Source organism: uncultured Methanobrevibacter sp. (genome assembly GCF_946184425.1).
GTDB lineage: Archaea > Methanobacteriota > Methanobacteria > Methanobacteriales > Methanobacteriaceae > Methanocatella.
Genome location: NZ_CAMHFP010000008.1, coordinates 1 through 13849, shown reverse-complemented (window position 1 = coordinate 13849; position 13849 = coordinate 1). Strand labels below are relative to the sequence as shown.

14 protein-coding genes are annotated in these 13849 nt (G+C 32.1%); 12 read left to right on the top strand and 2 right to left on the bottom strand.

The genetic code is table 11. The features are described 5' to 3' along the window. Nucleotides 1–4: 4 nt before the first annotated feature. The 3 genes from Q0P94_RS02635 (at nucleotide 5) to Q0P94_RS02625 (ending at nucleotide 4593) form a co-directional block, all read left to right on the top strand. Nucleotides 5–1219 (top strand): amidohydrolase family protein, encoded by a 1215-nt coding sequence (locus Q0P94_RS02635; RefSeq protein WP_295113535.1) that lies wholly within the window; start codon nucleotides 5–7, stop codon nucleotides 1217–1219. Further along, a complete protein-coding gene (locus Q0P94_RS02630) occupies nucleotides 1216–2007 on the top strand; it encodes a nitroreductase family protein (protein ID WP_295113533.1) in 792 nt (263 codons plus the stop codon). Before Q0P94_RS02635 ends, Q0P94_RS02630 begins: the two co-directional genes overlap by 4 nt. A gap of 96 nt (nucleotides 2008–2103) precedes the next feature. After that, on the top strand, nucleotides 2104–4593 hold the full coding sequence (locus tag Q0P94_RS02625) for a heavy metal translocating P-type ATPase (protein WP_295113531.1): 2490 nt from the start codon (nucleotides 2104–2106) through the stop codon (nucleotides 4591–4593). Here the strand turns inward: Q0P94_RS02625 and Q0P94_RS02620 are convergent. Both Q0P94_RS02620 and purB read right to left on the bottom strand, forming a co-directional pair. Further along, a complete protein-coding gene (locus Q0P94_RS02620) occupies nucleotides 4590–5447 on the bottom strand; it encodes a hypothetical protein (RefSeq protein ID WP_295113529.1) in 858 nt (285 codons plus the stop codon). The two genes, Q0P94_RS02625 and Q0P94_RS02620, sit on opposite strands and share 4 nt — an antisense overlap. 8 nt (nucleotides 5448–5455) lie before the next feature. Next, complete coding sequence (gene purB, locus Q0P94_RS02615) at nucleotides 5456–6805, bottom strand: adenylosuccinate lyase (RefSeq protein WP_295113527.1); 1350 nt, start codon at nucleotides 6803–6805, stop codon at nucleotides 5456–5458. Between the two features lie 142 nt (nucleotides 6806–6947). On the opposite strand from purB, the gene Q0P94_RS02610 reads away from it, so the two are divergent. From Q0P94_RS02610 to trpB, 9 genes are all read left to right on the top strand, one after another. Further along, nucleotides 6948–7148, top strand: coding sequence for a helix-turn-helix transcriptional regulator (locus tag Q0P94_RS02610; RefSeq protein WP_295113525.1), 201 nt, complete (start codon nucleotides 6948–6950; stop codon nucleotides 7146–7148). Between the two features lie 241 nt (nucleotides 7149–7389). Next, complete coding sequence (locus tag Q0P94_RS02605) at nucleotides 7390–8148, top strand: CPBP family intramembrane glutamic endopeptidase (RefSeq protein ID WP_295113524.1); 759 nt, start codon at nucleotides 7390–7392, stop codon at nucleotides 8146–8148. Nucleotides 8149–8185: 37 nt separating this feature from the next. Next, nucleotides 8186–8587, top strand: coding sequence for a hypothetical protein (locus tag Q0P94_RS02600; RefSeq protein ID WP_295113522.1), 402 nt, complete (start codon nucleotides 8186–8188; stop codon nucleotides 8585–8587). Between the two features lie 85 nt (nucleotides 8588–8672). Further along, entirely contained in the window at nucleotides 8673–10169 is a 1497-nt protein-coding gene (gene trpE, locus Q0P94_RS02595) for an anthranilate synthase component I (protein ID WP_295113520.1), read from the top strand. Next, nucleotides 10166–10744 (top strand): aminodeoxychorismate/anthranilate synthase component II, encoded by a 579-nt coding sequence (locus Q0P94_RS02590; RefSeq protein ID WP_295113518.1) that lies wholly within the window; start codon nucleotides 10166–10168, stop codon nucleotides 10742–10744. The genes trpE and Q0P94_RS02590 overlap by 4 nt, the downstream gene beginning before the upstream one ends. After that, nucleotides 10745–11752, top strand: a complete 1008-nt coding sequence (gene trpD, locus Q0P94_RS02585; RefSeq protein ID WP_295113516.1) for an anthranilate phosphoribosyltransferase — start codon at nucleotides 10745–10747, stop codon at nucleotides 11750–11752. A 5-nt stretch (nucleotides 11753–11757) separates the two neighbouring features. Next, nucleotides 11758–12534 carry an indole-3-glycerol phosphate synthase TrpC gene (trpC, locus tag Q0P94_RS02580; RefSeq protein WP_295113514.1) on the top strand — a complete coding sequence of 259 codons (777 nt, stop codon included), beginning with the start codon at nucleotides 11758–11760 and terminating at the stop codon, nucleotides 12532–12534. Beyond that, nucleotides 12527–13126 (top strand): phosphoribosylanthranilate isomerase, encoded by a 600-nt coding sequence (locus Q0P94_RS02575; protein WP_295113512.1) that lies wholly within the window; start codon nucleotides 12527–12529, stop codon nucleotides 13124–13126. The genes trpC and Q0P94_RS02575 overlap by 8 nt, the downstream gene beginning before the upstream one ends. Further along, nucleotides 13123–13849: tryptophan synthase subunit beta (gene trpB / locus Q0P94_RS02570; protein WP_295113511.1), on the top strand; the 727-nt coding region annotated here is incomplete at its 3' end. The genes Q0P94_RS02575 and trpB, both read left to right, overlap by 4 nt.

The following is a 13849-nucleotide window of genomic DNA, read 5'->3' as shown; positions in this document are numbered from 1 at the left end:
TGTTATGCAAACTCTAATTGAAAATATTAATGTTGTCAATCCATTTGATGAAGTGAAATCTAATCAGAATGTTTTGATTGAAGATGGTCTTATTAGGGAGATTTTTTCAGGTAAAATATCTGTTAAAAATAATGTTCAACTAATAGATGGTGAGGATAACTATCTGCTTAGTGGATTTATTGATTGTCATACTCACATTTTTGCAAAAGGATTTCACAAAGAGGAAAATATGGCAAATCCGTTAGGGATTCATTTTTATAATGCAGTTCCTCATGCAAGTCAGACAATTAATGCAGGCGTTACTTCAATTAGAGATTGCGGGTCTGCTGATTTGAGTTTTAAATTGGCCCAACAAAGAAAATTATTCCCTGCGCCTAAAATTTATTTGTCTGTTGTTCCATTGGTTATGACTGGTGGTCATTTTGATCTGTTGTTGCCTTCAGGATTTGATTTGGAGATAATGTATCCTGGTCTTCCGAAGGGAAGATGCGATGGTGTTGAGGAGGTTCTAAAAAAGACTCGGGAAGTAAAACGTGCCGGCGCTGATTTTATTAAGGTAATGTGCAGTGGTGGTGTTTTAACAACTAATTCTTCACCCGAATTTCCCCAATTTAATAAAAAAGAACTTAAAACTATTGTTAATGAGGCTAAAGTGAATGATATGAAAGTTTCAGCACACTGTCATAGTTTAAAAGGAATGAATAACTGTATTAGTGCAGGTTTTTCATCTATTGAGCACGGAACTTTCATTGATAAAAAAACATCTAAGAGAATGGTTGAAAAGGATGTTAGTTTGGTTCCGACCATGCTGGTCCATCAATTTTTATATGAAAATGGTTTTCCTGCATGGGATAATTATGCTGAGGAAAAAACAGAAAAATTAAAAGAAATTGTTAAGGTTCACAAGGAGAATATTTCCACTGCATATGAAGAGGGAGTAAATATTTTAATGGGGACTGACAGCGGTGTTATTCCTCATGGGCATAACTTGGAGGAACTGATTAATTTGGTTGAAATCGGAATGTCCAGTGATGAAGCAATAGCTAGTGGCACTGTTAAGGCAGCTGAATTTTTAGGTCAGGATAATTTAGGTCTTGTAAAAGAAAACTATGTTGCAGACTTGATTTTAGTCAATTCCAATCCTTTGGATGATGTTTCTGTTTTAGGTGATACTGATAATATTTTAAATGTATTTCAGGATGGTGTTTTAATAAAATGAAATTAATTATTGATGTGGGGTTATGTACTGCATGTAAACAGTGTATGCAAGTTTGTATTCGGGACAATATTGTTGTAGAAGATTTTGCTGTTGAAACCGGAAGTAATTGCTTTGAATGCGGTCATTGCATGGCAATCTGCAGACAAAATGCCATTACTCTTAAATCTTACGCTGGTCATGAAGACAGAATAGTTGATTATAATCCTCGTGAAATTCCAATTGGATACGACGATTTGCTGCAATTTTTAAAACAGAGAAGATCAATTCGATGGTTTAAAAACAAAAAAATTGATAAAGAAATTTTTTCTAAATTATTTGAAGGAGCTTATTACTCTCCGTCTGCTCAAAACGAACAGGATGTTGAATTTGTTGTCATTGATGAAAAATTGGATGAATTCATGGAACTTGTTTATGATATTATTAAAGTTGAAGAAAATGAATTCTTTAGAATTAAGGAATTCGGCGATTATTTAAGGGATAATTCCACAAAAAATTTCCATCCGCTTCTTTGGGAAGGTAATCAGCTTATTTTAACATTTTCCACAGATAAAACCAGTGCAGTTATAGCCAATACTCGTTTGGAATTGTTAGCTTATTCATTAGGTCTTGGAGGTTTCTATTCACTGTTTATACTGAAAGCTGATGAAATTGATCACGATAAACTAATGAAATTTTTCCCAGAAATCGATAACAATAAACATATGTATTCTACGTTTATTATAGGATATCCTAAAAAGAGATTTAGAAGAACAATACCTCACAAAGACATTAAAGTTAATTATTATTAACTTCTTTTTTTATTTTTTGGTAATTTTAGTGTTACCTAAACTTTTATAATATGTAAAATAAATATTTATTTTCATAATAGTGAAGGTTGTGATAGTGTGGTAAAGCATAAACATATGGATTTACCGATTGAAGGCATGCACTGTGCTTCTTGCGTATTAAGTGTTAATAAAACTTTTGAAAAAATTGAGGGTGTGGAAGAGGTTGATGCGGATTTGGCAGCCAATAAACTACATTTGACTGTTAACACTAAAAAGATATCTTATGAGGAAATGGAAAGGTTAGTTAAAAACTTAGGTTTTGAGCTGCATTCCGATGAAATGACTTTAAGAATTCAGGGCATGCATTGTGCCTCATGTACAATGAATGTTGAAAATTTTTTGATAAGGCTTGACGGTATTTTTGATGTAAAAGCGGATTTGACTTCTCAATCAGCAAAAATAAGGTATGATTCATCAAAGGTCGATATAGCAGAGATTGAAAAAGTCATAGAATCATTAGGTTTCGAGCTTTTAGGTATTGAAGGACAAACTGAAATCGATGAGGAAGAGATATATCAACAGGATTTAAAAGAAAAACGTAACAGGATTATTGTAGGTTTAATTTTTTCAGCAATTTTAATGATTTTAATGTTCAGTGGATGGGATCCCTTAATGGGCATCACAGAATCTATTAAACACTTCGCTGGCATCAATATATCTTCAATGGGATTGCTTTCTTTAATTGTAAGTATTGCACCGTTTTTATATGTGTCTTTACCAATTTTAAAAGCTGGAATCAACGGATTAATGCATAAAAACCTCAATATGGATGTAATGTACTCAATGGGTATTCTAGTCGCTTATGTTTCAAGTATTTTAGGAACATTCCATATAGTCCTTGATCATTCATTCATGTTTTATGATTCAGCAGTAATGCTTCCTTCATTTTTGATGATTGGAAGATATCTTGAAGCGAGAGCTAAAAAAAGAACTTCTGATTCAATTCGTGAATTAATTGGTTTGCAGCCAACTGTTGCAACTGCAATTGAACTTGATGAAAATGGGGAAATTGTCTCTCAAAAAGAAGTTTCCATAGCTGATATTGTCATAGATGATTTGCTGCTTGTAAAACCTGGTGAAAAAATTCCTGTTGATGGTGATGTTGTTGGTGGGGAGTCTTATGTTGATGAGTCCATGATTAATGGAGAACCTATTCCAAAAGTTAAAAAAGATGATGAAGAGGTCTTTGCTGGAACCATTAATCAGGATGGTGTGTTATACATTAAAGCTCAAAAAATAGGAAAGGAAACTGTATTGTCCAATATAATTCGATTAGTCGAAAAGGCTCAAAGTTCAAGACCTCCTGTTCAAAAATTTGCAAACACTATCGTTACTTACTTCATTCCAGTTATTTTGTCCATAGCCATTATCGTATTTTTAATATGGTATTTTGTCCTGGGGGCTCCGTTACTGTTCTCACTCACATGCTTGATTTCAATATTGGTCGTTGCATGTCCATGTGCATTGGGTTTGGCCACTCCAACTGCAGTTACTGTTGGTGTTGGAAGAGCAGCTGAATTCGGTATTCTAATTAAGAATGGGGATACTTTAGAAAATGCTGGCCAGATCGATGTTGCGGCTTTTGATAAGACAGGTACAATAACCGAAGGAAAACCTGAAGTCGATGATGTAATCGGATATGGCATTAGTGATGAGGATTTGATAAAATTGGCGGCTAGTGTGGAACAAAATTCAACACATCCTATTGCTAAAGCTATTGTAAATAAATCTAAGGAACTTAATATAGGTTTAGATTCAACAACTGATTTTGAAAATGTAACTGGAAAAGGTTTAAAGGCTAAGATTAACGATGTTGAAATTTTAGCCGGAAACCTGGCTTTGATGGAGGCAGAAAATGTTGAAGTATCTTCACAGCTGATAGAAAAATATCACAATCTTGAGAAATTAAGCAAAACAATAATCTTTTTGGCTCAGGATAAAACTGTAAAAGGTCTTTTAAGTTTATCTGATAAAATTAAAGCTAATTCTAAACGAACTATTGAAGAATTGCACAAGATGGGTGTTGAAACTTATATGCTTACTGGTGACAACGAGTCTACAGCACTCACCGTTGCCCGTGAAGTTGGTATCGATAATGTCCGTGCGGGAATTCTTCCTGAAAATAAATTGGATATCGTAAAAGAAACTCAAGCTAATAATACTAAAAAGGTTTTATTTGTTGGGGACGGTATTAACGATGCCCCTGCTTTAACTCAGGCAGATATTGGTGTTGCTATGGGTAATGGTACGGATATTGCAATGGAAAGCGGAGACATTGTTGTTATGGAAGGCGATTTGGAAAATGTTGTTGCTGCAGTACAATTTTCCAAAAAGGTCATGAGAAGAATTAAAGAAAATATTTTCTGGGCATTTGCGTATAATACAATATTAATTCCAATTGCGGCTGGTGTTTTATATCCTGCATTTGGCATTACATTTGAACCTGCACTGGCAGGTCTTGCAATGGCATTAAGTTCAGTAACTGTCATATCTCTCTCATTAATGCTCAAGAGATATGTGCCAGAAATAAAAAGAAGTAAAAATTAATTGATTTTTAAATCAATTAATTCTATTTTTAATTTTCCAATTTTTGGAGCTAATAAATTATATCCTGCTGCAAATATTGCTGCAATAATAAATCCAAGAATCAATCCACTTAATACATTAGTAATGAGACTAATAAAACTTCCACCACTAATTAACATTATTGCTCCAATAATTAAATTTAATATTGCATAAATGATTGCGATAGCTATTGAAAAGGATAATATGTCTATTGATTCAATTGCAGTTAAATTATTTTCTTCAGATAATTCTAAATTCACAGCTCTGCCTTTGGATGCAATAAAATTGTATATGTAAGTTCCAATCAAAACAAATACGAATGTAATTATAAAAGATCCGAAAATTATCATTATAATTGTCATCGGTTGGCTTAAAAGCATTAATATTTGATATAGATTATAAGCTAATACTTGCTGGCCTCCAAACAATAAAGTTTGAATGGTTGCATTAATAACTAATGGAAGTATCAAAACAGAAACTAAATAAAGCAATAGAACTTGAATTAATGTAATGACTGCAATTATTGTTGCAGTTCCGGTAGTGGATATTTTAATAAGTTTGTTTTCATCAAATGCCAAATTAATATTTCTTAATTTTGTTGAAAGGAAATTGTAGAATAATCCGTTTGAAAAATTTTGATAAATTCCTGAAATAAATGAAATGACAATGATGGTTGGTATGACATAAATTGCAATTCCAAGGTTTCCTGGAGAAGTCACACCGATTGCTATTGTTGCTACTATTGCAATGAATATTCCGATTAATACATTAATACCAGTTAATATGGTTGTGAAGGAACTCAGGTCAATTGATTTTAATTGTTTTACACTAATCATGGTTTCACCTAAAACCATTCTTTAGATTTTTCAAGTAATTCATCAATGATTATTGGCACAGACCCGATGTATGTGTGTGGATCCATAATTTTTTCAACATCTGCTTCAGTCAGGTACTTTTGAACATCTTCATCTTCCAAGATTAATTCGCCAAGCAATAATTTTTCTTTATTTGCTTTAATTGCATTTTTTCTTACAATTCCGTATGCAGTTTGTTTTCCCATTCCTGCACGGGTAAGTTCAGCCATCAATCTTTCTGCCATAATCAATCCATTGGTTAGATTCAAGTTTCTTTCTATATTTTCATCATAGAATACTAAATTGGTCATTAATTTTATGGTTAGATTTAAGATGTAATCAGTCAAAATACAACTTTCCGGAAACATTATTCTTTCACAGGAAGAGTTTGTCAAGTCTCTTTCATGCCAAAGAGGGTTGTTGTCTAAAGCAGCATTTACATATGATTTAATTATTCTTGCAACACCACAGATTCTTTCAGCAGTAATAGGATTCATTTTATGTGGCATGGTACTGCTTCCAACTTGTTTTTCAGGATCGAAGTATTCGCCAACTTCCATAAGTTCAGTTCTTTGCAAACTTCTAATTTCCAATCCTATTTTATCTAATGTACTTGCAATATTTGCTAAAACACTAATGAATTCAACATGGTTGTCCCTTTGAACAACTTGGTTTGTTATTGTAGCTGCTGGAAGACCTAATATTTCAGCAACGGTTTTATGGATTTCCCAACCTTGTTCTCCTAATGCTGCAGTAGTTCCGACAGCACCATCCATCATTGCAATACAAACATTTGATTCTGCATTTTCTAATCTCACATATTGTCTGTGAAGTTCATCAGCCCAAATACCGAATTTCATTCCATATGTGGTTGGAAGTGCATGTTGACCGTGTGTACGTCCTATACACACTTTCATTTTATTTTCTTCAGCTAATTTAAGCATTATTTTAGTTAATCTTTCTAATTTTTCTTTTAAAACATCAATTGAGTCTCTAATGAGTAATGAATTTGAACTGTCTACAATATCATTTGATGTAGCACCGAAGTGCACGTATTCTCCAGCACCATTTTCACAAACTTCTGTAATTCCTTTTGAAAGTGCAGCAATGTCGTGATTGGTTTCAGCTTCAATTGCTTTTACACGGTCTAGTTTTACAAATTCAGTAGTAGCTTTTGCGGCAATTTCATCTGCAACTTCTTGGGGAATAATTCCAAGTTTGCCTTCCGCCTGTGCCAATGCGGATTCGACATCCAACATTCTTTGTAACTTATTTTCTTCCTCCCAAATTTTTTTCATTTCAGGAGTACCATATCTAAATTCAATAGGGTGTATAGCCATTTTATATCATCTCATAAAATATTATATTATATATTTTGTTCAATGATGTTATTATATTTTGGTTTAATACAACACATTTATATATAATTTAATAAAAGAAATAATATCACCATTTATATTTAAATATAAATAGGTGGATTATATGGAAACTAAAATCAGACAGTTTCGCCAAAAATTAGGAATGACTCAACAAGAGCTCGCAGATTCAGTTGGTGTAACTCGTCAAACAGTAAACGCTTTAGAGAATGCTCGCTATAACCCTTCCTTATTATTAGCCTATAATATTACTAAAATGTTGGGAAAAAAATATATAGAAGATGTTTTTATCTTCGATGACGATTAAAACAAATATTACTTTTTCAAATACAGTAATACTAAAAAATGAGGAAAATGTTATTATGCATAGGTGATAAGTTACATTAGATATTAGCTATGCGTATGTCGATTTATGATGATGTAAAAATAAGTGAATAGGTATTTGATTATTTAAAGGATATTTGTTTTTATTTTTAAAAGCAACATTATAAATTATTCAAATTTAAAATTTGTGGATTGTTTCCATTTATTATTTTTTTTTTGATAATATGTCTGTGTTAAATGAAAAACTTAAAAATATTCCGCTTGTAGAATTTTTGATATTGTTCATTATTTTATTGGTGGTATTGTTTAGTTTTAATTTTTTAAACATTGCTATTCATTCATCTTACTTATATCTGATTATTCTGGTTTATTTCATATTCAAATTAAGGAATTCATCAGATCAATTTAAAATTGAAGTTTCCAATATATTTTCCAAGATTTCATTTAAGAGTATTGCTGCTATTGTTGTGTTAAATATTTTCTTTTCTTATGGGATGCTGTATTTTTCAAATTTTCTTCTGGACATTATTAACATTAATAATTTTAGATTTTTTCCTGCAATGAGTTTGAATGTAGGATTGTTTGGAGTCTTAGGATTTTTATCTGTTGTTTTACTTTCTCCGATTGTTGAGGAATTAATATTCAGAGGTATTTTTTTAAATAAACTAAAGTTAATTGTCCCTACCACTTTTGCAATTTTAATATCTTCATTGCTGTTTGCTTCGCTTCATAGTTTTGGAAGCATGTTTTCAGCTTTTATTTTTGCAATATGTGTGGCAATTTTATATTTGAAAAGTGAAAATATTTTAGTTCCTATTTTTGGACATTTTTTAAATAATCTGATTGGTGAAAGTGTTTATCATCTTGACAGTTCACAGATACTGTTCACTAATCCATTTGTTGTTGGAGTAATGTCTTTATTTGCAATAATCTCTTTTATTTTGCTTTTAAAGTTCATTAATTCAAATTGGAATAATATTTAAATATTCAAAAATAAAGAATATTTTTAAAGGTGTTCACATGGATTTAAGAAAAATTGGTGTTATTCTAATTTTCATTGGAATTATAGCAGCTATTGCATTTTTAGGAAATGATAAAATTTTTGTCCCTGCATTAACTGTTACTGTTTTAGGATTTTTCATAACTGTTGTTGGTTTTGTAACTGAAATTAGAAAAAGAAAAATTATTAATGACAGGCTTGATGAAGATATTGGCAAGATTCTCCAACCGTTAATTACCAAATATTCAAATTTGAATAAACAGTATCGCAGTGAATTTGATGGCGATGAATATGTTCAAAAAAGATTGGAACTGAATAAGAATTTAGAAAGGGAAATAACTGAAAATTTACCTTATTTGGAAAGTCGGGAAATAAAAAAGATTGTTATTGAGTTCAGCAAGGAACAAGATAAGATGAATTAAATTTTTTTGCCAATATTTTACAATGTACAAAAAGTTACAACAAGGTTTTAAATAGTACATTATACAATTTTATATTAGTGATAAAATGTTTTCCCCAAATATTGATGAAGTTAAAAAATTAGCAGAAAATAAGGAGTATAAACGTATTCCAATATCTTATGAACTTTTTTCAGATATTGCTACTCCTATAGAAGTTTTACGAATTTTAAAAGGAATTAGTAACCACTGTTATATGTTGGAAAGTATTGAGGATGTAGAAAATTGGGGAAGATACAGTTTTTTAGGATTTGATCCTCTTTTGGAATTCACATGTCAAAACAGTGTCGTTCAAATTAAGGGTGATGCAGATTTTAATGAATTTAATGATAATTTAATCATTGTTGACACTGATGATCCCGGTGAAATAATAAGGGATTTGATTTTAAAAAACAAATCTCCAAAATTAGATTATCTGCCTCCATTTACTGGAGGTTTTGTCGGATATTTTGCATATGACTATATTAAATATTCTGAACCCTCTCTTAATCTGGATGCTGAAAATCAGGACCAGTTTAAGGACATTGATATAATGTTATTCGATAAGGTAATCGCTTTTGATAATTTCAAGCAAAAAATAATTATTATTTCCAATATCAAAACTGACGATTTGGAAAACAATTATAAGAAAGCTTGTGAAGATTTAAAAGACATTGCAAATTTAATAAAAAATGGCATAAAAACAGAAATAGAACCTTTAAAATTAAAATCTGAATTCAAGCCATCATTTTCACGTGAAAAATATTGCAATATGGTGAATAAGGCTAAAGATTATATTCGTGAAGGCGATATATTTCAAGTCGTTTTATCAAATAGGATAGAGGCAGAAATTTCGGGAAGTTTATTTGATACATATAGGGTTTTAAGAACAACCAATCCTTCCCCTTACATGTTTTATTTCTCAAGTAACGATATAGAAATAGTTGGTGCGTCTCCTGAAACATTGGTTAAATTGGATAATGGAAAATTATATACATTTCCTCTAGCCGGAACCCGGCCTCGTGGAAAAACACCTGAGGAGGATTTAAAACTTGAAGAAGAACTGCTTGCTGATGAAAAGGAATTGGCTGAACATAATATGTTGGTTGATTTGGGACGTAATGATATCGGCAGAATATCTGAGATAGGTTCTGTAAAGGTTGATAAATACATGTCAGTTGAAAGATTTTCCCATGTTATGCACATTGGCTCTACTGTAATTGGGACATTAAGGCAAAATCTGGATTCTTTAGCAGCTATTGACTCAATTTTGCCGGCAGGAACTTTATCGGGCGCTCCAAAAATAAGGGCATGTGAAATTATTAACGAGTTGGAAAATAATAAAAGAGGAATCTATGGTGGAGCTATTGGATATTTGGATTTAAGCGGTAATATTGATACATGTATTTCAATTAGAATTGCTTTTTCACGCAATAATAAAGTATTCATCCGTTCCGGTGCGGGAATTGTTGCAGATAGTGTACCGAATAATGAATTTGATGAATGTTTGAACAAAGCGGCAGCTGTTATTAATGCTTTAAAAATCGCAGATGGTGGTTTAGAATGATTCTTTTAATTGATAATTACGACAGTTTTTCTTATAATCTGTTCCAGTTGATTGGTGAAATTAATTCTGACATTTTAGTTTACAGAAATGATAAAATTACATTGAATGAAATTAAAAATCTAAATCCTGATGCAATAATTTTATCTCCAGGACCTGGAAAACCGGAAAATGCTGGAATATGTATTGATTTAGTTAAGGAATTTTATGATAAAATTCCAATTTTGGGAGTTTGTTTGGGCCATCAGTCCATCTGCACCGCATTTGGAGGCAAAGTTTCATATGCCGGAAGATTAATGCATGGAAAATCCTCTGAAATTTCAATCAATAATGATGAAATTTTTAAAAATTTAGGCTCACAGATTACAGTTGGAAGATACCATTCGTTAAGTTTGGTTGTAGAGAGCATTCCGGATGATTTAAATATTATTTCAATATCAAATGATGACGGTGAGGTCATGGCAATTAAACATAAAAAGTATGATGTATATGGTTTGCAGTTCCATCCCGAATCTATTTTAACTCCTGATGGATCAGCTATTCTTAAAAATTTTGCAGAAAAAATAGGGGTGATTTAAGTGATTAAAGAAGCAATTTTAAAAGTATATCAACATCAAAACCTAACTTATGATGAAGCATACCAAACTATGGATGAAATCATGAGTGGAGAAGCAAGTGAAGTTCAAATGAGTGCTTACTTAACAGCCATGTCAATGAAAGGAGAAACAATCGATGAAATCACTGCATCTGCTGAGGCGATGAGGGCGCATTGTGTAAGATTATTGAATGATAGGGAAGTTTTAGAAATTGTTGGAACTGGTGGTGATGGTTCTAATACATTTAATATTTCAACAACTTCTTCAATTGTTATTTCTGCGGCGGGTGTCCCTGTTGCAAAGCATGGAAACAGGTCTGCGTCCAGTAAATGTGGTGCTGCAGATGTGCTGGAAGAGTTGGGTGTTAATATTCATGTTCCTCCAGAAAAAAGTTTAAAGTGCTTAAAAGAAATTAATTTATGTTTTTTATTTGCTCAGAATTATCATTTGTCTATGAAATATGTTGCAGGTGTTCGCAAAGAATTGTCTATTCGAACAATATTCAATATACTGGGACCTTTAACAAACCCTGCAGGTGCTACAATGCAAGTGCTGGGAGTATATGAAAAAGAATTGGTGGAACCTATTACTGAAGTTATAAAAAATCTTGGTGTAAAGTCTGCGGTTGTTGTTTATGGTTTGGATGTGATGGATGAAATATCTGTTAGTGATAAAACTTTTGTATGTGAACTTAAAGATGGTAAAACAATGTCTTATGAAATATCTCCAGAATACTTTGATATGGAATTTTCTTCAAAAGAAGACATTGTAGGAGGAGATGCCAAAGAAAATGCAAGGATTACTCTTGCAGTTTTGAATGGTGAAAAAGGACCTAGAAGAAATGCTGTTTTACTTAATTCAGCAGCAGGACTGTATGTTGCAGGCAAAGTTCAATCTCTAAGGGAGGGAGTTGAACTTGCAGCTGAAATTATTGATTCGGGTAAAGCTTTAAAACAGCTTGAAAGATTTATTGAATGTACAAATTGCTGATTATTATGTTGGAAAAAATTGTTGGAAAAACTCAGGAAAGATTAAAACAAGCTAAGGAAATCAAATCTCTAGAAGAAATCAAACGCGAAGTTTCTCAAATGGAAATCAGTAATGATTTTCCGTTCAAAGAGGCTTTAAACGACCCTCAAATAGCGATAATATCTGAAGTTAAGAAAGCTTCTCCATCAAAAGGTGTAATTTGTGAAGATTTTGATCATGTTGGGATTGCAAAGGAATATGAAGATGCGGGGGCTTCTGCAATTTCAGTTTTAACAGAGCCGTATTTTTTTCAGGGATCAAATGATTATCTAAAAGAAATTTCTGAAAATGTTTCAATTCCTATTTTAAGGAAAGATTTCATCATAGATGAGTATATGATTTGGGAAGCTAAATTGCTTGGAGCTTCTGCGGTTCTTTTAATTGTTTCTATATTGGATATTGTTCAGTTGAAGAAATTTTTGGATTTGGCTCATGATTTGGGTCTTTCTGCTATTGTTGAAACTCATGACGGTAATGAAATCAGAACTGCGATGAATGTCGGTGCTGAAATTATTGGTGTCAACAATAGGAATCTTGAGGATTTTTCTGTAGATATTGATAATAGTATTAACTTACGTAGATGTGTTAGTGATAATATCATATTTATTTCAGAAAGTGGCATTAAAACAAAGGAAGATGTCACCAAATTAAAAGAAAATAATGTCGATGCAGTTTTAATTGGCGAAACTTTAATGAAAAGTGATGATAAAAAATCTTTAATTGAGGAACTGAAGAATGGTTAAAATTAAAATCTGTGGACTTAAAAGATTGGAGGATATTGAAATAGTTAATAAGTATGAACCGGATTACATAGGTTTTGTGTTCGCAGATTCCAAAAGAAAAGTTTCTCATGATTTGGCTTTAAAAATGAAAAGCAATTTAAATTCAGACATACTTTCTGTAGGAGTTTTTGTTGATGCAGATATTGGTGAAATTGTTGAACTGTTTGAAAAAGGGGTAATTGAAATTGCTCAACTCCATGGTAATGAAAATGAAGAGTATATTAGGAATTTAAAAGAAAAAACTAATTATGAACTAAAAATTATTAATGCTATTGAAATGTCCGATGAAAAAGATTTGTTGGAATTTGATAAATCAATTTCTGATTATTTGCTGTTGGATAGTGGAAAAGGCAGTGGCAAAACTTTTGATTGGAGTTTGATAAGAAAAGATTTTAATAAAAAATTCTTTTTAGCTGGAGGAATTAACATTTCAAACATTTCTAAAGCTATTGAAGAATTCAATCCTTTTGCAATTGATTTAAGTTCGGGTGTTGAAACTGACGGTTTTAAGGATGATTTGAAGATAAAAGAAATTATGGAGGTAATACATTGAGTAAAGGAAGATATGGTGAGTATGGTGGCCAATACATATCTGAAACATTAATGAATGAGTTACTTTACTTGGAAGAACAGTATAACTATTATATTAATAATCCTGAGTTTGTAGAAGAGCTTAACACATTATTGAAGGAATATGCAGGGAGACCTTCCTTGTTATATTATGCTGAAAGAATGACTGAAGACCTTGGTGGCGCAAAAATTTACTTAAAACGGGAAGATTTGAATCACACTGGGGCGCATAAAATCAATAATGTTTTAGGTCAGGTATTGCTTGCTAAAAAAATGGGTAAGACAAGAGTGATTGCAGAAACTGGCGCGGGACAGCATGGTGTAGCTACTGCAACAGCGGCTGCACTTTTAGACATGGAATGTGAAGTGTTTATGGGTGAAGTAGATACTCAAAGACAGGCATTGAACGTTTATCGTATGGAATTATTGGGGGCAAAGGTTCATTCAGTAAAATCCGGAACAAAAACTTTAAAGGATGCAGTAAATGATGCGTTTAGAGATTGGATTGCCAATGTTCACAATACAAATTATGTTATCGGTTCTACTATGGGGCCGCATCCATTTCCAATGATTGTAAGAGATTTTCAATCTGTAATTAGTGCGGAAGCTCGTGAACAATTCCTTGAAAAGGAAGGTAGACTTCCAAATGCGGTCATTGCATGTGTTGGTGGCGGAAGTAATGCTATGGGTGCATTCTATAATTTCA